At 46.9% G+C, this 26366-nt stretch carries 22 protein-coding genes and 6 pseudogenes; 11 read left to right on the top strand and 17 right to left on the bottom strand.

Translation table 11 applies throughout. The features are described 5' to 3' along the window. Window positions 1-222 precede the first annotated feature (222 nt). From JCM12259_RS14855 to rlmN, 4 genes and pseudogenes are all read right to left on the bottom strand, one after another. Window positions 223-1211 (bottom strand): annotated as a pseudogene (locus JCM12259_RS14855) (lysylphosphatidylglycerol synthase transmembrane domain-containing protein). Between the two features lie 10 nt (window positions 1212-1221). Next, a complete protein-coding gene (locus tag JCM12259_RS09370) occupies window positions 1222-2316 on the bottom strand; it encodes a PdxA family dehydrogenase (protein ID WP_025066265.1) in 1095 nt (364 codons plus the stop codon). A 21-nt stretch (window positions 2317-2337) separates the two neighbouring features. Continuing rightward, a complete protein-coding gene (locus JCM12259_RS09365) occupies window positions 2338-3267 on the bottom strand; it encodes a DUF4837 family protein (protein ID WP_025066264.1) in 930 nt (309 codons plus the stop codon). Between the two features lie 49 nt (window positions 3268-3316). Continuing rightward, a complete protein-coding gene (gene rlmN, locus JCM12259_RS09360) occupies window positions 3317-4342 on the bottom strand; it encodes a dual-specificity RNA methyltransferase RlmN (protein WP_025066263.1) in 1026 nt (341 codons plus the stop codon). Window positions 4343-4521: 179 nt separating this feature from the next. Here rlmN and JCM12259_RS17870 point away from each other — a divergent pair, with 179 nt between their 5' ends. From JCM12259_RS17870 to JCM12259_RS09340, 3 genes and pseudogenes are all read left to right on the top strand, one after another. After that, window positions 4522-5037 (top strand): DUF4922 domain-containing protein, encoded by a 516-nt coding sequence (locus JCM12259_RS17870; RefSeq protein ID WP_081784188.1) that lies wholly within the window; start codon window positions 4522-4524, stop codon window positions 5035-5037. Window positions 5038-5513: 476 nt separating this feature from the next. Next, a pseudogene (locus JCM12259_RS17865) lies at window positions 5514-6823 on the top strand (SpoIID/LytB domain-containing protein). Beyond that, window positions 6823-8121, top strand: a complete 1299-nt coding sequence (locus JCM12259_RS09340; protein ID WP_025066262.1) for an MFS transporter — start codon at window positions 6823-6825, stop codon at window positions 8119-8121. The pseudogene JCM12259_RS17865 and the gene JCM12259_RS09340 overlap by 1 nt, the downstream one beginning before the upstream one ends. A 7-nt stretch (window positions 8122-8128) precedes the next feature. Here the strand turns inward: JCM12259_RS09340 and JCM12259_RS09335 are convergent, their stop codons facing one another. Together JCM12259_RS09335 and JCM12259_RS09330 are read right to left on the bottom strand one after the other, a co-directional pair. Then, window positions 8129-9019: a carbon-nitrogen hydrolase gene (locus JCM12259_RS09335; protein WP_025066261.1), complete on the bottom strand. Its 891-nt coding sequence runs from the start codon at window positions 9017-9019 to the stop codon at window positions 8129-8131. Window positions 9020-9031: 12 nt separating this feature from the next. Then, window positions 9032-10081 (bottom strand): agmatine deiminase family protein, encoded by a 1050-nt coding sequence (locus JCM12259_RS09330; protein WP_025066260.1) that lies wholly within the window; start codon window positions 10079-10081, stop codon window positions 9032-9034. A gap of 140 nt (window positions 10082-10221) precedes the next feature. On the opposite strand from JCM12259_RS09330, the gene JCM12259_RS14840 reads away from it, so the two are divergent. The 4 genes from JCM12259_RS14840 to JCM12259_RS09310 all read left to right on the top strand — a co-directional run bounded on the left by JCM12259_RS14840 (window position 10222) and on the right by JCM12259_RS09310 (window position 13906). Then, entirely contained in the window at window positions 10222-10803 is a 582-nt protein-coding gene (locus JCM12259_RS14840) for an ATP-binding cassette domain-containing protein (RefSeq protein WP_159105382.1), read from the top strand. Then, the gene (locus JCM12259_RS14835) at window positions 10800-11606 is read left to right on the top strand and encodes an ABC transporter permease (RefSeq protein ID WP_081784187.1); all 807 of its coding nucleotides are present in this window, start codon (window positions 10800-10802) and stop codon (window positions 11604-11606) included. The genes JCM12259_RS14840 and JCM12259_RS14835 overlap by 4 nt, the downstream gene beginning before the upstream one ends. A gap of 673 nt (window positions 11607-12279) precedes the next feature. Further along, window positions 12280-13068: a Nif3-like dinuclear metal center hexameric protein gene (locus JCM12259_RS09315; protein ID WP_025066258.1), complete on the top strand. Its 789-nt coding sequence runs from the start codon at window positions 12280-12282 to the stop codon at window positions 13066-13068. A gap of 7 nt (window positions 13069-13075) precedes the next feature. Beyond that, window positions 13076-13906 carry a zinc ribbon domain-containing protein gene (locus tag JCM12259_RS09310; protein ID WP_025066257.1) on the top strand — a complete coding sequence of 277 codons (831 nt, stop codon included), beginning with the start codon at window positions 13076-13078 and terminating at the stop codon, window positions 13904-13906. Window positions 13907-13989: 83 nt separating this feature from the next. On the opposite strand, the gene JCM12259_RS16565 is transcribed toward JCM12259_RS09310, so the two are convergent. The 3 genes and pseudogenes from JCM12259_RS16565 to JCM12259_RS14825 form a co-directional block, all read right to left on the bottom strand. After that, window positions 13990-14457, bottom strand: a complete 468-nt coding sequence (locus JCM12259_RS16565; protein ID WP_051559298.1) for a sialidase family protein — start codon at window positions 14455-14457, stop codon at window positions 13990-13992. A 20-nt stretch (window positions 14458-14477) separates the two neighbouring features. Beyond that, window positions 14478-15233 carry a sialidase family protein gene (locus JCM12259_RS16560; RefSeq protein ID WP_051559296.1) on the bottom strand — a complete coding sequence of 252 codons (756 nt, stop codon included), beginning with the start codon at window positions 15231-15233 and terminating at the stop codon, window positions 14478-14480. Between the two features lie 395 nt (window positions 15234-15628). Further along, window positions 15629-16077, bottom strand: a pseudogene (locus JCM12259_RS14825) (type I restriction enzyme HsdR N-terminal domain-containing protein). Window positions 16078-16176: 99 nt separating this feature from the next. On the opposite strand from JCM12259_RS14825, the gene holA reads away from it, so the two are divergent. The 4 genes and pseudogenes from holA (at window position 16177) to JCM12259_RS09280 (ending at window position 20319) form a co-directional block, all read left to right on the top strand. Next, entirely contained in the window at window positions 16177-17205 is a 1029-nt protein-coding gene (holA, locus tag JCM12259_RS09295) for a DNA polymerase III subunit delta (protein ID WP_025066256.1), read from the top strand. An 845-nt stretch (window positions 17206-18050) separates the two neighbouring features. Continuing rightward, window positions 18051-18515 (top strand): helix-turn-helix domain-containing protein, encoded by a 465-nt coding sequence (locus JCM12259_RS09290; RefSeq protein WP_025066255.1) that lies wholly within the window; start codon window positions 18051-18053, stop codon window positions 18513-18515. Between the two features lie 130 nt (window positions 18516-18645). Further along, a pseudogene (locus JCM12259_RS14820) lies at window positions 18646-19420 on the top strand (dihydroorotate dehydrogenase electron transfer subunit). Then, window positions 19408-20319, top strand: a complete 912-nt coding sequence (locus JCM12259_RS09280; RefSeq protein ID WP_025066254.1) for a dihydroorotate dehydrogenase — start codon at window positions 19408-19410, stop codon at window positions 20317-20319. Before JCM12259_RS14820 ends, JCM12259_RS09280 begins: the two are co-directional and overlap by 13 nt. 217 nt (window positions 20320-20536) lie before the next feature. Here the strand turns inward: JCM12259_RS09280 and JCM12259_RS17860 are convergent. The 8 genes and pseudogenes from JCM12259_RS17860 to JCM12259_RS09240 form a co-directional block, all read right to left on the bottom strand. Further along, window positions 20537-20756 (bottom strand): annotated as a pseudogene (locus JCM12259_RS17860) (IS30 family transposase); the annotation flags it as partial. A gap of 207 nt (window positions 20757-20963) precedes the next feature. Next, window positions 20964-21377 (bottom strand): preprotein translocase subunit SecG, encoded by a 414-nt coding sequence (gene secG / locus JCM12259_RS09270; RefSeq protein WP_025066252.1) that lies wholly within the window; start codon window positions 21375-21377, stop codon window positions 20964-20966. A gap of 7 nt (window positions 21378-21384) precedes the next feature. Further along, complete coding sequence (locus JCM12259_RS09265) at window positions 21385-22149, bottom strand: DUF8458 domain-containing protein (protein ID WP_025066251.1); 765 nt, start codon at window positions 22147-22149, stop codon at window positions 21385-21387. A 3-nt stretch (window positions 22150-22152) separates the two neighbouring features. Further along, a pseudogene (gene lptE / locus JCM12259_RS14815) lies at window positions 22153-22667 on the bottom strand (LPS assembly lipoprotein LptE). Then, window positions 22645-23895 carry a sigma-54 interaction domain-containing protein gene (locus JCM12259_RS09255; RefSeq protein WP_025066250.1) on the bottom strand — a complete coding sequence of 417 codons (1251 nt, stop codon included), beginning with the start codon at window positions 23893-23895 and terminating at the stop codon, window positions 22645-22647. Before JCM12259_RS09255 ends, lptE begins: the two are co-directional and overlap by 23 nt. Before the next feature lie 167 nt (window positions 23896-24062). Next, on the bottom strand, window positions 24063-24440 hold the full coding sequence (locus tag JCM12259_RS14810) for an HU family DNA-binding protein (RefSeq protein ID WP_036888881.1): 378 nt from the start codon (window positions 24438-24440) through the stop codon (window positions 24063-24065). 196 nt (window positions 24441-24636) lie between these two features. Then, the gene (locus tag JCM12259_RS09245) at window positions 24637-26076 is read right to left on the bottom strand and encodes a hypothetical protein (protein ID WP_025066249.1); all 1440 of its coding nucleotides are present in this window, start codon (window positions 26074-26076) and stop codon (window positions 24637-24639) included. A 20-nt stretch (window positions 26077-26096) separates the two neighbouring features. Further along, the gene (locus JCM12259_RS09240) at window positions 26097-26303 is read right to left on the bottom strand and encodes a hypothetical protein (RefSeq protein ID WP_025066248.1); all 207 of its coding nucleotides are present in this window, start codon (window positions 26301-26303) and stop codon (window positions 26097-26099) included. Window positions 26304-26366 lie beyond the last annotated feature (63 nt).

Raw genomic sequence — 26366 nt, 5'->3', positions numbered from 1 at the left:
CGGAGTTCTTTTGCATCGATGCGCTGCTGGTTATATTTGTTTGTTTAATCATCTCTTTAATTGTTCAGACCCCCAACCCCCTAACTTAGGGGGCGAAGAATTATCAATTAACGCCGGCAAAGGTAATTAAAGATTCTTAATCTCGCAAACATTTCACAAGAAAATTTGATCCAGTCCCCCATATTTATGTTCCTTGAAGCGCATGATAGGCGGCCAATCCTTTCACTCTTTCTCTCGCCGCTTTTCCATTTTGATCATTAGAAGACCGATGCCTGTCCACACCAATTCACGCACGCGGACGATCAGGCAACGAATATGCCGGCACTGGCGGTGATTCCCAAACCGGTGGTCGACAGTAAAAAACCGCCCTCGCGACCGCCCAATTGCAGCGGAATGAAGAACAACAGATTGGCAAACAGCGTGGTAAAGGCGATGATCAAAATGCATTGAATGTAGTTGACCGAGGGCATCAACACAAGTAGGATAAAGAAAACTTCGAGTGCGGAACAGATTCGGCAAGCGAGTTCCAGTAACACTGCCGAGACAAATGTCTTGCGATTCTGTTTGTGGAGAGCGGCAATTTGTCTGTCAATGGTATCTAATCGTTCCCGGTTTCGGTCTACAAAGGGTTTAGCCCAACGCTTGATCAATGGGAGATGGCGCAGCAGATTCATGGCCCGAAAGGCCAATCCCTTGCGATAGCCCACGATGAAGAACCATAGCCCGAGTATGCAAAATGCGCTTGTTGCAGCCAATAGAGTTCCCATGGCGAGGTTGATCGGCTGCGTGAGGATAAACAGCAGGATCGAGATTGCCCAAAACCAAAAGTGGCTGAAAATGTGTGTCATCGCATAAAGAATGACCGACGACGAGGCTCTTTCTGTTCCGATCGAGGGCGCAAGTTCCATAATCCGATAAGGTTCGCCGCCCATCAGTCCGCCCGGTGTGGCATAATTGAGCGCAAATCCCGACACGGTGATCTTGTAAAGCCACCAGAAGTTGACTCTTGCCGGACCTCCGGCGTTGATGATGAGATACCAAGCCGAGGTGTTGAACAGATAGAGGAAAGCCCAAAGCAGGATCACGGCAACCGACCAATAGCCTGCATGTCGCAACCCGTTCCACACGGCTGCGAAATCGAGTTGCGTCACCATGACGACCAACACGATGAGGCCGAAGATGAAGAAGGCGTTCTGATATTTTCTGTTCATGCGCCGATTGTTATTTCTCGATCACGCTATTCTCGTGCTTCTTGGGGGCAGCGAAGCGCACTTTGTCACCATCTTCGCGTTTCTCATGATAGAGTTTTTGGAGCGGATTGTGCATTGGCTCATCGTGCAGGCAACGGTTTCGGAAGGCGTCAATGGCTGTATAGATGGCGTGACGGAATGAAAGCTCGTCGGCAATGCCTTTTCCGGCAATGTCGAAAGCGGCTCCGTGGCAGGGCGATGTGCGTATCAGATCCAGTCCGGCTGTGTATTTCACGCCGTCGGTGGCTGTCAATGTCGTGAAAGGAACGAGTCCCTGGTCGTGATACATAGCCAAAATGGCGTCGAAGGCAGCATATTCTCCGCTACCGAAAAGATGTTCGGCATCGAATGGTCCGAAGACATTAAGCCCGTTGTCGGCCAACTCTTTCACGGCCGGTTGGATGATTTCGGTTTCTTCTTTGCCGTTGCCTATGATGGCGGGATTGAGTGCGAGCACGGCAATCCGCGGATTAGACAATCGAAATTCGCGGCGAATGGTGTTGTAAAGTGTTGTGACACGCTCTTTGATCAACTCCGGCGTGATGGTGGCAGACACGTTTTTGATCGGCAGATTATCTGTAGCCAGTCCGATTCGCAAGCCTTCGCCGAGCAGCAACGTCATCGGTTTCTTACCTTCGCCGACACTTCTTTCGATAAAATCCGTCTGTCCGCTGAATCCCTGAATATGACTGTTGTCCACAGGAGCAGTGACGAGCACGTCGTAAAGTGATGATCGGAAGTCGGTCATGGCACGATCGAGCGCCAGTAAGGCGGCGTTGCCCGACTCGTCGGTGGGCGTTCCTAAATCCACTTTCACCTCTTCTTCGTAAGTGGTCAAGAGATTAATGCGTCCGTCGACAGCATCTTCGGCGCGGGCAATGATGCTGAAATTGGCCGGAATATTGAGCGCCTTGCGATGATAGGCAGCTGTCTTGGGCGACCCATATATGATGGGTGTGCAAAGTTCCAGCATGTCGGGTTCGGCAAAAGTCTTAAAAATCAGTTCGTATCCGATACCATTGGTATCGCCGTGCGTTATAGCAACGCGAATCTTTCTGTCTTCCATTTCAATGGTGTTTTAGTGAGTTTATTGTGTTGCCAACGTGTGAAGCGAGGCTTCCAATTGGCGTATTCTGTTTCTTTTCTTCATTTCCGGGGCGTAGACAAAGGCTTCTGCAACCAGCGTCCAGCTATTTTTCCGAACGACACGACACACAAACGGTCCGCCCATAGCATCGCCTTTCATCTCCCAAAGGCCGCGAACCAGAAAACCGTTTTCCGCTTTTGGTGCAAGCGGATGGATCGAGCAACTGCCTGCGACGGTCTTCATAAACATCGAGTCGGTCTCGCCTTTGATGTTGAGTTGCATCACGCTGTCGCGCTGACGGATGAATCTTTCGGCGTCGGTGGATCTCAGTCGATAGATGCAGAGATTGCGCATGCCGCTCGGCGCGTTGTCCGAAAGCCACAGAAAATCGCGTCCTCGTTTACTCGCCGTCAGCTCTGCGGGCACCCACATGCGTGCGCCAAACATTTTATGAATCGTCTTTTCGGCCTCGATGTTGTGCTTTCGTTTCAGTCGGATAATCTCAACGTTTATCTCGAAACGTGTCAGCAAACTGCGCAGTCGAGGTGCCAGCATCGGCATCGCGCGCTTCAATGCCGCGCCGGAAGGTGTTCCTATGTAGACGACCAATTGCGGTCGGGCATACAGGTTGCGCTCATAGCGGATGCGGGTGCGATCGAACAGCTTACTGTCTACATGCACAATGACGATGCTGCGCGCCTGTTTCACAACTTGATTGTAATGCGCTCGGTCCACAGTTGATATGTCGAAGCTCGGTTCTGATTGCGGCAATCCCTCGGCATCGGCATCGAGTGCGCGATAGACCAAACTGTCGCGATCGTCCACCAAAAGCACTTCATAAGGATGTCCTCCGCTCTTCGGCAACAGCGATTCGCCCCCGCAGGAAAACAGGAGCAGTGCGAGTGTGATCCAACTAACGGCTTTTCTCATTGCGTTTAATAGTTACTTGCAGTGCAATTAACGGTTGGTTGCGATGTCACTAACGGCTTTTCGCTGTGGACAAAAGTCCACATGCAGCAAAGATATCTTGTCCGCGGCTGGCTCGGATGGTTGTAAACACACCGTGAGCTGTGAGATAATCGCGGAAAGAAGCCATCTTTTCGTCACTCGTTCCGTGTAGATCCACGTTCGGAATCGGATGAAACCGAATGAGATTGATGCGACAATCCACGCCTTTCAACAGTCGGACAAGGGCTTGGGCATGTGTCGGCGAATCGTTGACACCGCCGAATACGATATATTCGAACGACAAACGGCGTTGGTGAGCGAAGTCATATCCGCGTAGCAAATCCACGATTTCTGAGATCGGCATGGCTTTCTGAGCCGGCATCAACATCGCTCTCTGTTCGGCGATGGGCGAATGCAGACTGATGGCCACGTGACAATGACTCTCGTCTAAGAACCGTTTGAGTTTGCCGCGGACGCCCACGCTGCTCACCGTGATGCGTTTCGGACTCCATGCATAACCGTAGTTGGCGGTGAGAATCGTCGTTGCCCGCAACACGTTTTCAAGATTATCCATCGGCTCTCCTTGTCCCATAAAGACGATGTTGGTGAGCTTTTCGCGTTCGGGTAGCGCATAAATCTGATTCAGAATGTCGCTCGTGGTGAGGTTACCTTCGAATCCTTGCTTGCCTGTTTGGCAAAAAAGGCAGTTCATTTTGCAACCCACTTGACACGAAACACACAATGTCGCACGGTCGTTATCGGGTATGTAGACCGTCTCTACATATTTCCCGTTTTCCGTTGGAAACAAATATTTGACCGTTCCATCGTTAGAGTGCTGTGCATCGATGGGATCAGCGCATCCGATTCGATAGTGTTCGGCCAGTCGGGCACGGTTTGTTTTCGAGAGATTGGTCATCTCTTCGATATTGCGAACGTGTTGCACGTAGAGCCAATGAGCAATTTGACTGCCGGTGAAAGCCGGCATTCCCAGTTCGCTGACCGCTGTTTTCAGCTCGTCGAGCTTCATTCCCAACAGCGATTGTTTGTTATTGCTCATCCGATGTATCCCCTGTTTGATCGCGCAAAGTTACGTAAAAACATGCTAAAAGGCAAGAGAATCATAGGGAAAGTGGTGGATGCAGAGCCTGCAATACCAAAATCCGCATAAGCCTTTTGTATATATCATGAATATTTTATATCTTTGCCGAACACCAAAAAAAGCTTTACTGACGTGCGATGATACCCGAGAATAAAGATGAGATGAGATTGAAGACTTTCTTTGATAGGCAATTGGAAGTGTGGGATGATGCGCGGACGCGATTCCAGGAACTGACAAACGTGCAGGTACGCGACATCAAATGCGGTGCGAATACGGTCAAGGTGCAGTGGAATCCGGCTCGAATGGTGTCTACGGGAGCAGCTGTCGATAAGCGCGCAATAGCCAACCGACCCTGTTTTTTGTGTGCAGAGAATCGACCGGAAGCACAAATCGTCAAAACGATTGACAATCAATTTGAATTGCTCATCAATCCTTTCCCCATTCTACCGATGCATTTCACTATTCCTGCACGGCATCACCAACCGCAGCAGATTGATGGAAACTATGGCAAAATACATCGTATTTTGACTGAATTCAGCGATATTATGGTTTTTTATAATGACCCGAAATGTGGTGCATCGGCACCTGATCACCTGCATTTTCAGGCTGGGACGAGTGGCATTCTGCCTTTGCAGATAGATTGGCAACGCTGAATACTCGTGCCGAAATTCTCGTTTCGCTGAATGATAACGAGTATATAGCGGCTATCCGGGATTTTGTTTGTCCGGCATTTTGCATCCGTAGTCGCAGCGAAGAAAACGATGTGGCGATGTTCCGAATGCTTTATGCCGTGTTGCCCAAGCACAAAGACGATATCGAACCGATGATGAATATTGTGAGTTGGCGTATCGGCGATGACTTTATTTCGGTTGTTTTTCCGCGTCGGAGTCATCGTCCTGCTTGTTATGATGCTGTGGGCGACGCGCAATTGTTGGTGAGTCCTGGGGCGGTTGATATGGCCGGACTCCTTATTTTACCGCGTGAAGAAGATTTCCTGCGCATTACGCCGGAAGCCGTTCATCAGATATATGCCGACGTTAGCATGTCTTTTGCAGAGCAACTAACGGTTAGTTGTCGCCTGAAAGACCGTTATTTGCAAGGCAATTTACGGTCTTTTGCAACGCCCTTTGTGCATGAGCCTTCGGTGACGGTGGGTGTCGTGAGCGGTGAAGAATTGCACTTCTCGTTCAATAAGCCATATTCAGTGAATGGAGAAAAGGTGAATGGTGTGCAGACGGTGCGTTACTCGGAAGACGAAATCGTGTGGAACGGCAGTCGTTATCGCAAACTTGTTTTCCAACCGCAATTCAATGATGATTCGTTTACGCTCGACGATGTGACGATCGGTGCCCACTTTCATTGGGAACGAAAGGAAAAACAAACGTTTTTGGGTGCGCTTCGTTTGACAGTTGACACCGATCAAGTATTGGCTATCAATGAATTGCCCGTTGAAAAATATTTGGAGAGTGTCATTTCGAGCGAAATGAGCGCCACATCTTCATTGGAATTGCTCAAAGCCCATGCCGTGATCTCACGCAGTTGGTTGCTTGCACAGATGATGAAACGTCGCGCGGCGCATAACGAGACGGTTCATCATTCCTCATGGGTAAGACGCGATGACGAGTGGATCAGATGGTATGACCGCGAAGATCACAGGCTTTTCGACGTCTGTGCCGATGATCATTGCCAGCGTTATCAAGGTGTCACAAAGGCCACAAATAAGCAAGTGGCTGAGGCTGTGAGGGCTACTCGTGTCAAGTGTTGATGAGTGGCGGCGAAATTTGTGATGCGCGGTTCTGCAAATGTTGTGGAGGCGTGAGCGAAGAATTCCAATTCTGCTGGGAAGATACGCCAAAACCTTATTTGATTGCTGTGCGTGACGCGGCTGAAAAAGATGTTCCTGATCTCATGAATGAAGAAAATGCCATGCGTTGGATACGTTCCGAGCCTGCTGCTTTTTGCAATACGCAAGACAAAAGAGTGCTGTCGCAAGTGCTCAATGACTATGATCAGGAGACGGCCGACTTTTATCGTTGGCATGTCGGTTATACGCAAGAGGAATTGATGACGCTTATTCAGAAAAAGACAGGCATCGATTTCGGATATATTGTAGACTTAATTCCGCTGGAACGGGGCAAGAGCGGTCGTATCACACGATTGAAAATTGTGGGTACGGAACACTCGCTTGTCATCGGAAAAGAACTGGAAATCCGTCGCACTTTGAGCGAGACACATCTTTACAGTAGTGCTTTTACTGTGGAGAAAAGTCATTTTGAGACAGGAATCCCGCAACGATTCGATATTCATGGAGCTGGATGGGGACATGGCGTGGGGCTTTGTCAGATCGGCGCAGCTGTGATGGGAACTCTTGGTTACACGTATGATAAGATATTGTTGCATTATTATCGTGGTGCAACGATCAACACCTTATATGTATAATGAGGCATAATAATCCTTGGACTTGGGTTCCTTCGCTTTTCTTCCCAGAGGGTTTGGCGTTTGTAGGCATCACCATGCTGTCGCTGATTTTGTATAAACAACTCGGTTTGAACAATGCTGAGATCACGTTTTATACGAGTTGGCTCTATCTGCCTTGGGTGCTCCGACCACTTTGGAGACCGTTTCTCGATTTGTTTCAAACACGCCGTTGGTGGCTTCTTACAGCCGAATTGCTGATTGGAGCATCGTTCGGTGGAGTAGCATTAGCCATTCCCACGTCGGCTTGGTTGCAAGGAACGCTGGTTGCTTTTTGGTTGGCGGCTTTTGCATTGGCTGTTCATAGCAGTGTCGCTCGTGATGTCTACGAATCCGAATTGGTGCACGAGAGGCGGCGATGGTTTCGTAAAGTGCAGTCGATTGCCTGTTATCTCGGAATGATTTTCGGCCAAGGCATTTTGGTGATGATAGCTGGTAACGTGCAGGTTATTCAACGCGGGAGCATTAGTTATTCGTGGAGTTTAGTGAGTTATGCCGTAACAGGCATTTTCATTTTGTTGTGGTTGTGGAACGGATTGCTGTTGCCGCGCGGTGAAACAAGTCGTTACCGATCTCGTTTCGATATGCGAAGCGTGTGGAACGAGACTATGATCTTGGTACGGGATTTCTTAGATCAGCCACAAATCGTGCCGAGTGCACTCTTTCTTTTATTCTTTATCATGCCCGAGGGAATGCTTTCCAAAGTGTCGTCATTGTTTTTAATAGATGCCATTCACAAAGGAGGACTCGGCCTTTCACCGCAAGAATACGGATTGGTGCAAGGTTCTGTGGGGGTGGTAGGCCTATTAATTGGATTTATTTCGGGCGTAAGTATCATCTCGAAAGATGGACTTCGACGGTGGATTTGGCCGATAACGCTGGCCGCAACGCTGCCTCATGCGTTGTATCTTTATTTGAGTAGCATGCAACCAGCTGGTTTGTTGATCATTTGTTTGTGTGTATTGGTAGAGCAAATGGGCTTCGGTTTCGGTATCGCTGCCTATCTTTTCTATATCGGTTACGTCTGTCACACGGGCTTTCGAACCTTTTATTACATGATGTGCATTGCTTTTATGGCCGTTTCAATGATGATTTCAGGACTGTTTTCAGGTGCTTTGCAAGAACAAGTAGGCTATCATTCGTTTTTCTTGATCGTCTTTTTGTTCGGCATCTTGTCATTGATTTCTGTGGCACTCGTGTATATTGACGCTGATTTCGGCAAACGATTGGGCCGAAAATCGCGTCGGATGAAAATCAAATGACAAATATTCAATCCATGAATCGCTGTGTAATAGTGTCGTAATAATCGATTCGGCGATCGCGCAGAAACGGCCACCAACGACGCACCTGTTCACTATGGGCAAGATCAATGGCGACGGTTTGACAAACCTCTTCATGTTCTCCGGCACGGAAAAGAAACTCGCCTTGCGGACCGCAAACGAAACTGCTGCCCCAGAATTGAATGCCATTGGTTTGCCCGGAAGGGTCTTTCTCAAAACCAACACGATTGACTGAAATCACGGGAAGACCATTAGCGACAGCGTGTCCGCGTTGAATCGTAGTCCATGCTTCGCGTTGTCGCTGTTGTTCTTCGGTCGAATCATTGCTTGCATAACCGATTGCCGTGGGATAAATTAGCATTTCGGCACCCTGCAAAGCCATCAAACGGGCCGCTTCCGGATACCATTGATCCCAGCAAACGAGCACACCTAATTTTCCCACCGACGTCTCGATAGGCTGAAAACCCATGTCGCCAGGCGTGAAATAAAACTTTTCATAATACGCGGGATCATCTGGAATATGCATCTTTCGATATTTTCCCGCCACTGTTCCATCGTGTTCGATCACCACAGCTGTGTTGTGATAGAGTCCCGGTGCGCGTCGCTCGAACAGCGAAGTAATGATGACCACATGATATTTGCATGCTAATCGACCGAAAAATGTTGTCGAAGGACCAGGAATTGGTTCTGCTAAATCAAAATTGTCGACATCTTCCGTTTGGCAGAAATATAGTGAATTGTGTAGTTCCTGCAACACAATCAGTTCGGCGCCTTGCGTTGCGAGCGTCTTGATGCCGGCTTCGAGCCGCTGCATATTGTCTTGAATATCAGCCGTGTTGTGCTGTTGTAAAAGGCCGATTTGTAATTTTTTATTCCTCATTTTCTGGTGATTTTAGCGAAGTAAACCTGCTGGAAACTGCATGGTCATGCAATGAATGGAACCGTGTTGACGGATGATCGTGCACGAATCAATACCGATGATTTCTCTGTCCGGATAGGCCTGGGCGATCGTTTCCATAGCTTCTGCATCCTTACGAGGCTGCCGATATGTGGGGCAAAGCACTGCACCGTTGATGATCAAGAAGTTAGCGTAGGTGGCGGGAAGTCGTTCCGATCCGTCAAAAATTGCATTGGGCATCGGTAATCGTAACAGTCTGTAAGGCTTTCCGTCGGATTTTCGCAGAGATCGGAGCTGTTGTTCCAAGGCGCGGAAATCATCGAATTGTTCGTCATCGGCGTCGTCGCATCCTATATATAATAAGGTGTCGTTGGGCGCCGTACGCACAATGGTGTCGATATGTCCATCGGTATCATCGCCAATCAATTTTCCGTGGTCAAGCCAAATGATGTTATTTGCACGCAGACTCACCGTTAATTGCGCTGCAATTGATGCCTTTTCGCAAGGCAAATTACGGTTACTTGCAAGCAGACATTGGCTTGTTGTGAAAATGGTTCCGTGTCCGTCGCTTTCGATAGAACCGCCTTCGAGTACGAAATCTGTATGATCTTCGGGTGCGACGGAGAATATCCCAGCGGCTGCCAAACGACCATTGATCCGATTGTCAAGGGCTGAAGGAAATTTCTCTCCCCATCCGTTGAACTTGAAGTTGAGTGGAAGCACACGTCCATCGGGCGAAACAAGCGTGAGAACAGCATGATCTCGTGCCCAAGTATCATTCGTGGGACAAGCGAAAAAACGCAAACGGCTGTGCCATTGAGCGTCGATTTCATCGTAAAGGAGGGCTCTCACGGGTTCCGGATCAGGCACCACGATCAGCAATGATTCATGTCTGACGATGGCGCGAGCCATTTCCACGCAGGTGTGCGTAATGTCTTCGAGATACGGAAGCCAGTCAGTTGCAGCGTGCGGCCATGTCATTTGCACGCCCGATTGCACATCCCATTCGGCCGGAAGCACATAATCTGTGTGTTGGGAAATCATTGTCGGATTGCTCATTTTGTGTGCAAAGTTACGCTTTTCCAGGCATAATTTCGTGCAGGAACAGTGATTTTAGAATTTAATTCGTATTTTTGCAAGGAATATTTTCAACTTCCCTGATGCTGGAATTTAAAGACGTTTGCATGGCAAGAGGCGGTCAGACGCTGTTCACCCGACTGTCGTTGATTGTTCGACGGGGTGAAATGCTCTATGTGCGCGGCAGTAAAGACAGTGGCAAATCGTCACTGATCGAGGCCGTGATGGGGCTTATGCCTGTTACCGACGGCTATATTACGATGGAAGGCGAACTTTTAACAACTTATTCGGCAGCCACTTTTCGCAGGCTGATGGCTTATGTTCCGCAGGATCTCCAACTGTCGGAACCCACGTTTGCAGCGCTTTTTGATCGTGTGGTTCGTCTTGATGTAAACCGCAAGAGCGGTCTTTCCAAGGATACTTTATGGGCTTTCTGGAGCACGGTGAATATCGACCGGTCCTATTATGATATGCCTTTCGATCGCGTGGATGAGCCGATGCGGCGCATGCTCATGCTGTCGTTAGCGTGCGTTTTGCGTCGGCCGCTGGTTTTGGTTGACGAATCGCAGCATGCAACCGAGGATGTGTTGCTACGCGAAATGGCCCGACAGGGGTCCGCAGTACTCGTTACCGGAAGTCGCGAAACGGGTAGGGGAGTGTATGATAAACAAATAACGCTTGAAACATAAGATACAGAGATGATGCTGATTCTGCAAATCCTATTAGGCCTTTTGGTGTTGGCCACACCTTTCTATATTATTTTCCGCTATCGTTTGAACGTTTCCGGAAAACCGCTTGGGTGCTGATCCGACTATTCACGATGATGATTCTGACAGGGATTTTCTTGCAATACCTTTTCGAATGGAATCGTGTGGCAGTTAATCTTGTGTGGATTCTCCTCATGGTTATGGTGAGTTCGGCGGGCATTATTCGTAAAGCGCGCTTGCGGATGATGCGTTTTTTCATTCCCGTTAGTGCCGGTGTGGCTGTCACTTCGTTGTTGGCCGGTGTTTATGATGTGGTTTTCGTTTTGGGAAAGGACATGCCTTTCGATGCTCGTTATCTGGTTCCTGTGGTGGGATTGATCATCGGTAATATGGTGGAAAACAACGGGCGGGCGCTCTCCACCTATTATTCGGGTTTGCAACATCACGCCCAACTCTATGCGTTTCTGCTTGGAAACGGAGCCACGCACAATGAAGCCGTGCGCTATTTCGTGAAGAGGGCTTTGGAGAAAAGCGTGCTCGGAAATATTGCCAATATGTCGGTTGCAGTGACAGGAATGTCGCCTGTGATGTTGTGGAGTATGCTTTTGGGCGGTGCCGATGTGTTGACCGCTGTTGTCTTTCAGGTTACTATGCTGATCGTAATGCTCTGTACGTCAATGGTTTCTGTACTCATTACGTTGTGGGTGGCACGTAGATACACTTTTGATGACTACGAGCGGCTGCGCCATGTGAGTCAAAACGTTGACGTGAATCAAGCAGTTTGATTTACGTCAAAAAGACTATCGAATAATCATCTTTCTTTCTTTAAACTGTTGCCGCACACAGTTTGGGGCATTATCTTTGCAAAAGTTTTAGCGAACAAGCTCCAAATCTGACAATAAGAGAGTGTTTGAAGGATAACAACAGGATAACAAAAAAAGAAAAAGAAAGGTAGAAAGATTATGAGAAAAATGGTTAGAAAGATTGTAGAAAGCAAGAAATTGAATAAGTATTGTGTGAATGTTTTGAAGATGTATAATGTCGGCCGCGTGACCCTTCCGGTTTAATCGGCCGTGTAAGAATCAAAAAGCCGGACTGGAATCTATTGTGATTCGAGTCCGTTTTTTTGTATCTTGTCGGCGCCTTGTCTTCCCTTTGTGGATCGGAAGAGGCGAGGGGAGAGGACAACCGAGCGTTAATCACACGCTGACTAAAGCTGAATTGCATGCTGATGAACCGTTGGTTGCAATGCGTTTAACGGTAAATGAGAAATGCAGTGACGATCACTTGTTTTTCGGGTAGATATTCGCGAGATTTAAAACTTAATTTAATTTAAATACAGACCGACTTATATCTCATTCTGAAAAGAAATGATTATATTTGTATCCAAATATCGTTTGATTGCGATAGAATATGCTGTGCGAAATGCACGGCATGATAATAAAAGGCTGATAAAGCGTGAAAATAAAGGAGATTATTGATGCCCTTGAACGATTCGCGCCTCTGCCTTTGCAGGAAGACTATGATAATGCCGGCCTGCAAATTGGATTGACGGAGGCGGAAGTATCAGGGGCTTTATTGTGTTTGGACGTCAACGAACAAGTGATCGATGAGGCAGTGGCATTGGGATGTAACCTGGTGGTGTCTCACCATCCACTGATTTTCCATCGGTTGAGGCAGATTACGGACGCCGACTATGTGCAACGCACGGTGATTAAAGCGATCCAAAACAATGTAACAATTGTCTCGATGCACACCAATTTGGACAATGCAGGAGGCGGTGTGAACTTTAAAATCGCCGAAAAAATGGGTTTGCAGGATGTCGGTTTCTTAACTCCGAGAATTGTGGACGGCGTTGAATGTGGTAGTGGCGTAATTGGAACGTTGCCCGAACCGATAGCTGCCGACGATTTGATTGTGATGCTTAAGCGCGTGTTTGATGTGGAATGCGTGATGTGCAATCAGTTGCTTCGTCGACCGATACAGCGTGTTGGTCTGTGCGGAGGTGCCGGTTCGTTTTTGCTCGAAGATGCTGTTGCAGCCGGAGCGGATGCTTTCGTGACCGGCGAAATGCATTATCATGAATACTTCGGACATGAACAGCAAGTGCAGATCGCTGTTATCGGCCATTTCCAAAGCGAACAGTTTACCAACGAAATATTCAAATCAATCATTGAGGAGACGTGTGGCAACGCGGTGACATGTTATCTCACCAAGACCAACACCAATCCGATCATCTATTTATAATATCATTATGGCAAAGAAAGACCCGACAGATTTGTCTGTCGAAGAGAAGCTCAAAACGCTTTATCAGTTGCAAACAACATTGTCTTCTATCGATGAAAAGAAGGCGTTGAGAGGTGAATTGCCCCTCGAGGTGCAAGACTTGGAAGACGAAATAGCCGGACTCACCACGCGTGTCGATAAAATCGGAAATGAGATTAAGGAGTTTCAGACGGCCGTTTCACAGAAAAAAGCCGAAATCAATCAGGCTCAAGCGAGTGTGGACAGGTATAAATCACAGTTGGACGAAGTCAAAAACAACCGTGAATATGACACTCTCAGCAAAGAGATCGAGTTTCAATCGTTGGAGATCGAACTCTGTAACAAGAAGATTAAAGACGCTGTCGTCAAGATTGCCGAGCGTGAGCGAGACCTGGCTAACGTTCAGGAACAGATCGCCGCACGTGCAGACGATCTCGAACAGAAGCGGAATGAACTCAATGAAATCATGCAAGAGACGCGTGAAGAGGAAGAGAAGCTGAAGGATAAAGCCAAAGTGCTTGAGACAAAAATAGAACCTCGCTTGTTGAATAGCTTCAAACGCATTCGCAAAAACGTGCGTAATGGCTTGGGAATCGTTTATGTTCAGCGTGATGCTTGCGGTGGTTGTTTCAATAAAATACCGCCACAGAGACAACTGGATATTAAGATGCACAAGAAGATCATTGTTTGCGAGTATTGTGGTCGCATTCTTGTAGATCCAGAGTTGGCTGGAGTTAAGGTCGATACGGTTGTTACTGAGGAGAAGCCGAAGCGTAAACGCGCAGTTCGCAAGGCGAAAAAAGAGGAAAGCGAAGATTGATTTCCTCGGACAATATGATATAAAAAAGGCACCCACTTGCTGTTACTAATGCAGGTGAGTGCCTTTTTTAGTGGTGTGAATTATTATTTCCGACTCTGTTTCCACACCTTTTTCATGGAGCGATCGATGGTGAATCTGCCGTTTGTAATATCGCTGAGACTCAGTGAGATATAGTCGATATTATAATTGGTGGGGCCTTCTTCCCAAAGAAAACCGATGCGCCCGTCGTGCTGTGGGGTCATAGTGGAGTAACCAGAAACATCGTTACTCACCTGTAAACCTTTGTTCCAATCGGCTGCAAAGGCTTCGGGTGTGAGATGACCGGCACCTAATTCACGGTAGAAAAAGCCTACATGGGTGCGTTGTGGCCCGAAAGGAACCGATTGAATAGCCACAAATGTGCGACGATCTGTGGTTGTGTTTCGGGCTTTGAGAATCAGAATCTCGCCGTTGCAGGCGTTTTTGATACTTTTGAAAGCTGCTGCTTTGGCACGTTTTCCCCATTGGCCAGCCCCTGATTTGATATCGGTGAAAGTGTAAATATTAAACATTCGCCCCTCGGAACGTGAACTTAATACGACACTTCCATCAGGGAGCTCTTCGCATTTAGGTTCATCGCCATCGGGACAACACGATTCGTCGATGCTACCCAACACTTTCCACGTGTTGCCGAAGTCGTCGCTGAAAATGACAAAGTTGCCTGAAAGCGTACAGAGTGCAGCATAAAGCGATAGTATTTGCCAGTTTTGACATAGCGACTTTGGTGAATCTTGCCCGAACCTACGAATAAACTGCGGATGGGTCCGGCTTTTCGACTATCGAAAAGACTGTAAATCTGTTCGGTGATTTCCATTCCTTTGTCCCATGTCTGGCCGTTGTCGTGACTCCGGAAGCATGCTGCACGGCAGGGATTCTTGCGTGTGCTGCGGCTGTAAGGCCTTTTTCCGGCTACGCAAACGACGAGAACTTCGTTGCTGTTGCGGTCTGCCACGATGGCACAATCGCCAAAAGCATAGTTCCAAGTGTTGTTTTTTGCTGTGCCGTTGCCGTCTGCCAACAGTTTTTCCGGACCCCAAGTGCGGCCGTTATCATGGCTGATGCGATAATGCAAATCCACCGGACCGAAGCCGATATCGGCTCCGCAATAACGGTAATCGCTCACAGCGATGAGATCGCCATTGCTGCATGTAGCGATAGCAGGGATGCGATAGGGGATCGTGTCGGTCTTTTTGGTCTCGAAAAGCCGTTGTTTATACTGGCCTGTTGCATGGCTCGGGAGAACTGAAAACAGTGTAACCGATAGTAATAGGGTGGCTGTTAATTTCATCTGATTGGATTGTTGATTGGGTAATTAGAATTTTATCTGATTGCAAATTTAATCTTTTTAAATGGAATAGACCGATTTTCGGATTATAAGTTTACGGATTTTTGTGTTTTTAATTAGTCGAGATGAGGTAATTTCTCGATCTATTTGGTTTTTCGTTTTGAGTCTTGATCATTTGAACAATGTCGTTCGAGGATGATTGATGGAACCTGAGTAGTGTTGCAACTAACGGTTAGTCACGTTGCAATTAACCGTTAATGAATACGTGATTGGCGGTTAATTGGCGCACATTTAACGGTTAATTGCAACGTATTTTCTGCTGTGAGATTTGCATATTTCGGGCTGATGGTCGAGTCGGTCGATTCTACACGATTCTCGCAAGTGTTTGTTCGGGGAGATCAAATCTCGTTATAAGCAGGGATGTTGTGGATAAAAGTGTAGGTGTTATGCTCGTAGTCCATGCGGCAACAATAGTGTTGCAACCCGTTGCTCACGATGAGATAATCCACGTGCAGCAACATGTTGTAGACCGAAATCTGGTCGAACACTTGTTGGGTGAGTTGAACCGATGGAGCTTTATACTCAATGATCATCCTCGGATGCAGGTCGGTGTCGTAAAGAACACTGTCTGCCCGCATGCTCTTGTCACCAATCTTGAGTTGCACTTCATTGGCAAGCAGCGTGTTGGGATAGCCCTTTTGCTCAATCAAAAAATGGATGAAATGTTGCCGGACCCATTCTTCGGGCGTGAGTGCACATGTTTTCGGCGCAGAATATCGAATATTGTGGGATGTTGGCGAGTGCCGGCAAGATTTATTTGAAATGTGGGGAGATTTAATCGAATCATTTTGTTATATTTGCAAATGCGTATGCAAAATTACGAAAAAGCAGCGTAATAAGGACGAGCGAGCTGGTTTTCTCCTCGTTTTTACACCTAATTTGTTATATGGCAGATAAGAAAACAGCGGTCGGTTTCGACCAGATTATGCGCGATTTGAAGGCGCACCATTTTGCTCAAATCTATATTTTGATGGGCGACGAGGCTTATTATATCGATAAAATCGCTGATTTTATCGCCGAAAATGTGCTTCAACCCGAAGAGCGTGACTTCAATCAGAGCATCGTTTTTGGTGCAGACACCACGGCTGTGCAGGTTGTTGACCTGGCCAAAGGCTATCCTATGATGGCCGAACATCGCGTGGTTATCGTTAAGGAAGCACAAGCGATGCGTGGATTTGAAGCGATCGAGAAATATTTAGATGCTCCTGTGAAGTCGACTGTATTGGTGTTGTGTTACAAAAATGGTACGATTGATCGGCGGAAAAAACTCATCCCCAAAGCCGAAACAGTCGGAGTGGTGTTTGAAAGTAAGAAAAAACGAGATTATGAATTGCCTGGTTTCATCACGGGATATCTGAAAATACAGGGCGCAACGATTGATAACAAGTCGGCGGTGATGATCGCCGATCATATCGGTGCAGATTTGTCGCGTCTCACTTCGGAGTTGGACAAGGTGATGATTTCGCTCCCCCAAAAAGACAAACGGGTGACCCCGGAAATTGTTGAACAACAGATCGGTGTGAGCAAAGATTTTAACGCTTTTGAATTTCGTGATGCGATTGTAAACCGAAACATATTCAAGGCAAATCAAATTATGAAATATCTTGACAAGAATCCTAAATCCGGATCACTGTTTTCATTCCTTCCGCTACTCTTCAATTACTTTCAAAATTTGATGATTGCCTATTATGCACCCAACAGAAATGATGAACGAGCGGTCGCTCAATACTTGGATCTGCGATCGGTTTGGTCTGTTAAGGATTATATGACGGGGATGCGGAATTACAGTGGGATGAAAACGATGCAGATAATAGGCAAGATCAGGGAGGTGGATGCTAAGAGTAAAGGACTTGATAATCCCAACACATCGCTCGGTGAATTGATGAAAGAACTTGTTTTCTTTATTTTGCATTGACAATTTAGCGTAATTTGCACGCCGTTTTACTGTTTTTCGTCTTCTGTCTAACCGTCTTTCGCATCCCATTTTACCGTTTTTCGTCTTCTTTTTAGCTATTTCAAGTACTTCGAGGGAGTGCTTTTTTTGAACTAATTATCAAGAATCACAATACTTTAAGTCGTTTTTCCTCCTCCATAATTCGCGTATTTGAAACCGGATTGACTGTTGATCGAAAAAACTTTAATAATGAGAAAAATGAGTATTTATAGTTCCTTGAAATTCAGTTTTATGTTTCTTTTAGGTTTATATATGTGTAATTCCTCCTTAATTTATTGATATGTAAATGTTCAAATATATACATTTGTAATATAAATTATTGATTAGTCTTTTCTGTTTTATGTGTTTTAATTCTTAAATCGATAGTTGAAAATTTCGATTTTAAATACTAAACACATATCTATACAATGCAATTAAAAGATAAAAAAGCATTGATAATCAGTTTGTTAATTGCGATTTGTTTAAGTGAATATAGCTGTTCTTCGCCTTTATCATGTGGATTCATGCATAAATGGTTTGTTAGTGACTTCTCAAAGAATAATAATTCGATATAAATCAAAAGATTAGGTAGATTCAATCAAGAGTCTATTTACTTTGTTTTTAAGATCTAAATTCACGTTTGTATTTGTATATTCAAATAGGAGATAGCGTCGCTTCATTGATTTAAATATTTGAATTTAAATATTAATATTGTGTGAATTGAAATTTAATGTGGATTTGTTGTTTATCTCAAAAAATCTATTTAACTTTGTAAAACCAAAGAAAATGCTTTCTATGAGAGCTAAAATCGACTAACGAAGTAGGAAATGAAGGATCGCATCAGACAAATTATGGAGAGTCAACATATGACTCAACAGACTTTCGCTCAATTCATCGGAATGTCTCCGGCATCATTGAGCAGCATCTTTAATGGACGAACTCGTCCCACGATCAACATTGTTGAAGCTATCAAAAATAAAATTCCGGGCATCTCAACAGATTGGTTGCTCTTCGGAACTGGAACTATGTATAAGAATAGTCAGCGTGATTCTACTCAACTTCCAACGTCAATTGATCCGACAGATTCAAGTCAGATGTTGATTTTCGAAGATGATTCGCCTACCCCATTACCTTCGAATTTGGATACGAATAAGGCACAAGAAGGTGCTCATTCTATTCTGGATAGAAGTAGAATAAATATGAAATATATTGACAAACAACAACGGAAAATTACCGAAATACGTGTCTTTTATGACGACCAAACATGGGAAACTTTCTCACCTGATAAGTAGTCTGTTTTTAACTATCTGTAAAATATATTATTGATAATGTGCAGATCCGATGCGAGGAATAATGAGTTAGATTCGCATTGATCTGCACTTTCTTTCGTATCTTTGCAATCTCATTATTGCAGAAGCGGCTATGAAGAAGTTTTGTCTTGATCTGACGGTCAGTCAAGTGGATCGACTCAGTGAGAAGTATGTGCTGATACGTCTTACGGACAGCCGTCCTTTGCCCGACATTTTACCTGGACAGTTTGTCGAAGTGCGTATTGATGACTCGCCGACAACGTTCCTTCGCCGTCCCATTTCCATTCATTTTTTAGATCGAAAAGCCAACGAATTGTGGCTGCTTGTAGCTATAATCGGCGACGGAACACGCCGATTGGCTCGACTGAAAGCCGGTGATCAGCTCAATTGTGTGTTGCCTTTGGGCAACGGATTTACGCTTCCTAAATCTCCGGCAATGCGTTTTTTGCTTGTTGGAGGAGGTGTGGGCGTAGCTCCTCTGTTGTATTTGGGCAGCCGGTTTCAGGCTATGGGAGGTGTGCTACATTCCTTTTAGGAGCTCGTTCGGCTTCGGATGTTTTGGAAAAAGCCGACTTTGAAGCTGTCGGTCGCGTGTTTGTAACCACCGAAGACGGAAGTTTTGGCGAACGAGGATTTGTTACTGATCATTCGATTTTGCGCCGAGAGCGCTTTGATTTCATAGCCACGTGCGGCCCGAAACCGATGATGCAGGCAGTGGCTCATTATGCTCGACAGAGTGAAACGCCGTGCGAGGTGTCGTTGGAGAATATGATGGCGTGCGGCATCGGCGCCTGTCTATGTTGTGTGGAGAAGTCGGTCGAAGGCAATGTATGTGTTTGCAAAGAGGTCCTGTATTCAATATCAATAGATTATTATGGCAGATCTGAACGTAAAAATCGGTGCGATGCACCTTAAAAATCCTGTGATGACAGCCTCGGGAACTTTTGGTTACGGTCTCGAATATGCCGATTTCGTTCCTCTGGACGGTCTTGGAGGCATCATAGTAAAAGGTACTACGCTCCTCGCTCGCGAAGGAAACGATTATCCGCGAATGGCGGAGACGCCCTCAGGAATGCTCAATTGTGTGGGACTTCAAAATAAAGGTGTGGATTATTTTTGCTCGAATATCTATCCACAGATTAAGGATCTCGACACGAATATGATAGTCAACGTGAGCGGTTCATCGCCCGACGATTATGCAGAATGTGCTGCTCGTATCGACGAATTGGATCGGATACCCGCTATTGAGCTCAATATCTCGTGCCCGAATGTGCGCCAGGGCGGGATGGCTTTCGGTGTGACGTGTGACGGGGCAATCCAAGTTGTCAAGGCAGTGCGCCGTAGTTACAAGAAAACACTCATCGTAAAGCTGTCTCCAAATGTGACGAATATTGCTGAAATTGCGCGTGCTTGCGAGGCCGAAGGAGCTGATTCGGTGTCGCTGATCAACACATTGATGGGCATGGCGATAGATATTGAGCGTCGCAAACCTATGCTTAGCATCGGAACGGGAGGATTGAGTGGACCGTGTGTAAAACCTGTTGCACTGCGAATGGTGTGGCAAACGGCCTGTGCAGTGAAGATTCCCGTGGTGGGATTGGGCGGTATCTGCACGGCGAAAGACGCCATTGAATTTCTCATGGCGGGTGCAACGGCTGTGCAGATCGGTACGGCCAATTTCCTGGATCCCACTGTAACGATTAAAGTTAGAGACGGAATCAATGCGTGGCTCGATGCTCACGGCTGTGCATCGGTGCACGAAATCATCGGTGCATTACATGATTAAGCTGGGAGATAGGCGACAAAACATCCCCGATAAATCAAGAAAAATGGGCCTATTGGGTTCCAATTGAAACCCAAGATAATTGTCAAAATACAAATTATTGAAAATAAAGAAGTTACCTTATTGATGTGTCTAAACTGGTAACGATTTGGAAACGAGCGAGCTACTTGGCTTTTGCTGTTTTCTTTCTAACCAAGAATGCTTGTTTTTTCTGTTGAGTTTGGTTTGCGTTTTCGACAGCTCCTTTTTCTGCCACGAAGCGTATGAATCTGCGAAATATATCACGACCCTGTCTTTGCCTTTCATGTTCAATCTCCTCGATATTTTGAGATGTGCTGCGAATTCACAGCCATTGTGGTGGTGATGGTCTTCAAGGATCTCCTGTATGGGAAGAGCAGCGTATTGCTGTCGGACGCTCCCGGGGGGCTTTTGCGCCCCCGCAGTGTCTTTCATGGATGTGTAAGGCTACGCCTAAACCAAAACGTTGCGTTTCTAAATGGAATTTTCACATTTTATCGTTTTGATCGTGTCTTTTCTGCTTTGTGAATGAGCGGTTGGGGAGTTTTGTATTCTTCGTTACGAATCAAACGAAAAAAGAGAGACAGACTTCAGGTCTGTCTCTCTGTCTCTGTGTGTAATTCCTTCGATCAGTTGGCCGGAGTCTTCGGAGCTGTCGGGGCTGTCTGCTTGGTATTTCCTGCCGGAGCATTGGCACCTTTTTGTGTACCTGCGGCGGGAGAGGACTGCTGAGAAGCACCGAAACCTTGCGTGTTGGTTGGGTTAGTGGTCTGTGTTTCAGTGGCAGACTGCTCTAAAACGCTCTGATCTGTGGATGCCATAGGTGCTACATAAGCGCAAACCACACTGATGACAACCATGGCAGCAGCTAAACCCCATGTGAGCTTCTCTACTCCGTCGGTGGTTTTGCGAACGCCCATGATAGCGTTTGCCGAGGAAAATTCAGATGAGAGTCCTCCTCCTTTTGACTCCTGTATCAGCACGATGAACACCATCAGCACGGACAACAGTACGATAAGAATTACAAAGAATGTGTAAGCCATTTTTTAATTATTGTTTATTGTTATTTATTATCAATTTCTCTAAGAAGCGAATTTGGTCTGCAAAGTAAGCATTTTTTTTTGGATAATTCAAATTTAGGCGCTTAATTATTTCGAGAGCCTTGGTATATCGCCCTTGTTTTATGTAAATTCGGGCCAGTGTCTCGGTGAAATATCCTTCGTCGCCGGCATCGGATTCATTTTTTGCCGACTCATCTTCAAGTTGCGGAATGAATTCCGGTTCTTCCTTTAATTGAATCTTTCCCGTATCGTTATTGATGAAATTATCGATTAGGCTTTGTCCTTTCATCAGCGGAGCAGCATCGTCCTTGGTCTCGTTCTCGGTTTCTGCTTCACCTTCGAGCAAGTAAGCCACATAGTCCACAGCAGCATCCGCTGGCGTAGGCTTCCGCTTTCGACTTTGCGACTCATCTGTCTCGGCCGGTATCGTATTGAGGAAATCATCGATGAGCGATAATGTCCGACTTTCTTCTGGCTCACGGCTCGGTTGTGGTTTTGCTTCTACTTTCCCCTCGGGACGCAATTTGTAGTGAGCGGCTTCCACCAAATTGAAGATGTCTCGACGATCGGTGACATAGATGGCTGCGCGTCGCAACTCTTCGTCGAACGACGGATCATGAAGCAAATACAAATTTTGTAGCATCAACAAACGAGCCGTCTGATAATACGGATATTGCGCCAACAGACTCCGAAGGTCGTAAAGCGTCTCCTTATCCATGTGTTCCGGGTGATTGATGAGCTGCGTCAGATCCATTGTTTACCAGTTGGCTACGGTTGCATTGTATATTTGATCAGTCAGATCTTTCACCATCTCGGTCACGAGTTGTTCCTGCACAGAATTCAAACTGCGTGTTGTCTCATACGAAGATGTGGCCGTGAACTGACGCTCGAAGTCTTCCTTGTGATTCGCATTATTGGTAAACCGCACGTTGACAGTAATCGAAAGCTCTGTCTGCGCCGAATAACCTTCACTCGAAACTGCCTTATTGCGTTGCGAATACTGGGTGATCTCACCTCGATCTTCAAGTCTCCGTTGCGTTTGACTTGTATCAGGCGGGTGTGATTGGCAAAAACATCTTTCAATTGGTTGTTGAACATCGGCCCCATCGGCCCCCAAACATAACTGCTCCGGATCGGAAAGTCGACAATCTGAATGGTTTTCGTCTTGGTGTAATCAATGCTTGCCCCGTCTAATCTGAATTTGACCGAGCAGGCCGACACGATCAGAGCCAGCACCAAGAGAATGAATTTATTTGTTGCTTTCGAGTCCATATTGTTTGATCCTCCGGTATAGTGTGCGATCAGAGATGCCCAGTTCCAATGCAGCTTTCTTTCGGTTGCCGCCGTTTCGTTCCAACGCTTTCTCCACCAGTTGTCTTCCCAGATCGCTCAGATTGAGAGTCTCCGATTCGTTTATTTCTTCTGCTTCGGCCTCTTCGGCACCCATCGGAACAGCCGAACGCAACACAGGGAAACCGGTTGCACGCTGTCGGGTGTCCGATCCGCCCACCGTCGTAATTCGATTGCCGAATCCTGTTGCACCGTTCAGACTTTGGGCTTCATCCAACTGTTTGCGCAACCCATTCATATCGCGGCGCAGATCACTCACGTTGCCGCGCAACTCATATAAGATCTTGTAGAGAATCTCGCGCTCGCTTTCATACGAATGCGCACCGGGTTGGTTGATCGTGGCGAGCTGTGTGCTCTCCGGATCCTGCGGAATAAACTGCTGCAACTGCTCCGCATCTATCTCGCGATGGGTGCTGAGAATAGACATCTGTTCGGTGATGTTCTTCAATTGGCGCACATTACCGGGCCATTTGTAGTGCAGCATCAACTCTTTGGCGTCCTCGGTCAGCGTAATCTTGGGCAATCTATATTTCTCTGCCATCTGCATCGCGAATAAACGGAAGAGCAGAATGATGTCGCCGCCGCGGTCGCGCAAAGGCGGAATCTGAATAGGAATCGTGTTGAGACGATAATAAAGATCCTCGCGAAAGCGGCTTTCGCTGATCGCCTTACGCATGTTGACATTCGTTGCAGCCACGATCCGCACATCAGTCTTCATGATCTTTTGACCTCCCACGCGGATATATTCGCCCGTCTCGAGCACGCGCAACAGCCGAGCCTGCGTCGCAAGGGGCAATTCGCCAACCTCGTCTAAAAAGATCGTGCCCTTGTTGGCCGTGCCGAAATAACCCTCGCTCTCGCCGATAGCACCCGTAAACGAACCTTTCTCATGGCCGAAGAGTTCGCTGTCGATCGTTCCCTCGGGAATCGAACCGCAGTTGATCGCGAAATATCGCTCTCTTCTTCGCGGCGAATTGTCGTGGATCACGCGCGGAATGATCTCCTTGCCCACGCCGCTCTCGCCGACGATCAATACAGAAAGATCGGTCGGAGCCACCTGTAAGGCCACATCGAGCGCATGATTCAGCCCATCGCAGTTGCCCACAATATTATATCGTTGCTTGATTTTTTGTAGTTCAGTCGTATTCATCGGGTGACAAAATTACACAAAATATTCCATATAACTACTATTTGGACATCGAAAAGTATTGAAGATCGACTAACCTCCCCACTACAAAAACTTACCATCCCACCACAAAAAAAGATGGAAGAGCTACGTATATGCCCTTCCATCTTTTCGCCTTTCCCCCCTTTCAATCATCCTTTCTTCACCATCTCAAACGCCACGTCTTTGAGTCTTTTCTTAAACGCGACGCCGGGCGTGAAGATCACGCGAATCTTAATCGTGTCGGTGTTAAACTCCTTGGCCTTGGCTGCGCCTTTGCTCGAAATCGAGATGCGAATCGTACCAAATTCGCCCATCTGCACGCTGAAACCGTCAAGCAAATAGCTCGGAACGCGGTCCACGAAATTGGAGAGCACGTTCTCAATATCGCCCCGCGTGAGCGACGAACGCCCCGCGATGTCGGTCGAAATCTCGTGCAACGTTTTCGGCCCGAGATTAAACACCGTGCCATAGAGCTTCTTCTTGGTTCTGTCTTGCGGGTTAGCCCGCTCTTGAAGGTAAATTTTCATTTTTACGTCCTTTCTTAAATCTTTGTTTATCAGTGGATTAAAAATCGTACGTCTGGAGTTTTGGCTGCGCACGTCTCGAGCAAAATTTTCATACGTATGGAAATAAATTTTCTCACGTATGGAATTTTATCTCCGCACGTGCGCAGCCAAATTTTCTTACGTGAGAAAATTTAGCTCCACACGTCCGCAGTTGAATTTACAGTGGTGTCCATCTGAAAATGGACCAATCGAAACCAGTAGCACCATTCATAGTTATGTCTTTTTCCCAAAAAGTCATAAGATACCACGATTTGGAGGATGGCCATGATGGGTACTTTGAGCTTGTCCAATAATAGGCATACATTTGATATCCATATTGTACAGCACCACCAGCGATTATCCCTGCTGCAGGTAAAAAGAAACAATCGCTTAACTTCTGTGGAATACCTTCACTGGCGGTTTTCTTCCAAGAAGAAGGAACTTCTGTTGTGCGGTAGTCATTACCATCCGGAGCGACGGTTTTTAAATACGATTCCGATTTGCCTTGCTCGGTGGCGATTACGCTTAGCTTCTTAAACCACATGCCACCTTGGAAAAGCTGTTGCAAAGTGTGATTTACCCAAAGCATCTTGCTGTTCCAGTACGGATCGCCAGTGCTAGCAAGCCAAACAACCTCGTTCACGTTCGGGTTGACTGTGATATCACCTGTGTACATGGGATTTCCATAGTGCCCTTCGTATTCCGGTATCTTGAGGTCGGCCGTAATGTCGTAGATCTTGCCGGCCTCTACGTTGATCGTGATTTGCTGGGGAATAAAGCCTTCAATGGGGTCTGCTGGACCGGATGGAGTACCTCCCATAGAAATTTTGGGATGGTCTGTGGTGTTGCGCAGCCAATAACAGACGGTGAGGTGATGCAGGCCCGGAGCAAGCACCATGTAACTGCCGTTCTTGTCGAGATCGGCCGTAGTGTTGTCGAGGGCAAACTGGTTGGTGTTGAGCACAATCGTTTTCGAGGCGCCGCTGATGGGTGTTGCCGACAGGCCCGAGGCGCTGAAGCCGTAGGTGCCGGCAAGAGGCTTATCAGATGTAACTTCAATCTTTATCAGTTTGCTTCGGTTTACATACGGATCGGTTGAGCGAGGCTGGAAGCACAAGTAAGCAGCCTTGTGCTCGAGCTTAAAGTTATAGATGCCGGTGGCGGCGTCGCGGTGGGCAGTGGCTGTTCCGCAGTCGCCCGACACGCCGAGATGGTCTGCATTGTTGGGTGCGCTCTGCGTTTGCGTGGTGGCGATGGTCACCTCGTCGCCCTTGGTGCTGGCCTTGCCCGTGTAAGTGACGGGGTAGCTTGCGCCAGAAAGTGCAGTCGAGAAATAGAACCGGGCATGAGCGGTCTTATTCTTGATGCTGCTCGAAGTGCTACCGATAGACGTGGCACCCGTGTTGATCCAAATGTTGTCGCCCGTTGCCCAAAAGAATTTCCCTTTGCCACCGATGGAATGTTCCATTGAGGTGCGTGTGGCGAATTCGTCGCCGCTAACAAAAGTAGTCACGGCTTCATTCGTCGTGTTGTTATCCTTGTTTAAATCTTCGTTTGTGCAGGCCGTCAGCCATAATCCAGTCAGGGCAAACGCTGCAAATAGCTTCATTGTCTTCATTTGCTTTTCTCCTTGTTAGTTTATTCGTTCCACTTTTCTTCGGAAGAGGGGGTGAATTCTTCCTCTTCCTCATCAAACCATCCTTGTTTGGCATTACCGTAGCTTCCGCCATTCTCGGCATCTTGATGCTGCCCACTGGCGAATGTTAATAATTGCTCTGTCTGCAATAAGCAGACTGCCACATTGGGCTTGCTGTAAGCCTTACTCTCTAATTGTTTTCTGTTCATATTCTCTATGTTTTAGAATAAATAATCATGCTTATTTTCCCTTTGCCCAGTTGGCAAAAGGGC

The sequence above is a fragment of the Hoylesella enoeca JCM 12259 genome (assembly GCF_000613405.1).
In the GTDB taxonomy this organism is placed as follows: Bacteria; Bacteroidota; Bacteroidia; order Bacteroidales; family Bacteroidaceae; genus Prevotella; species Prevotella enoeca.
The sequence above is the reverse complement of the archived record's forward strand: the minus strand, read 5'-3'. Positions and strand labels throughout refer to the sequence as shown.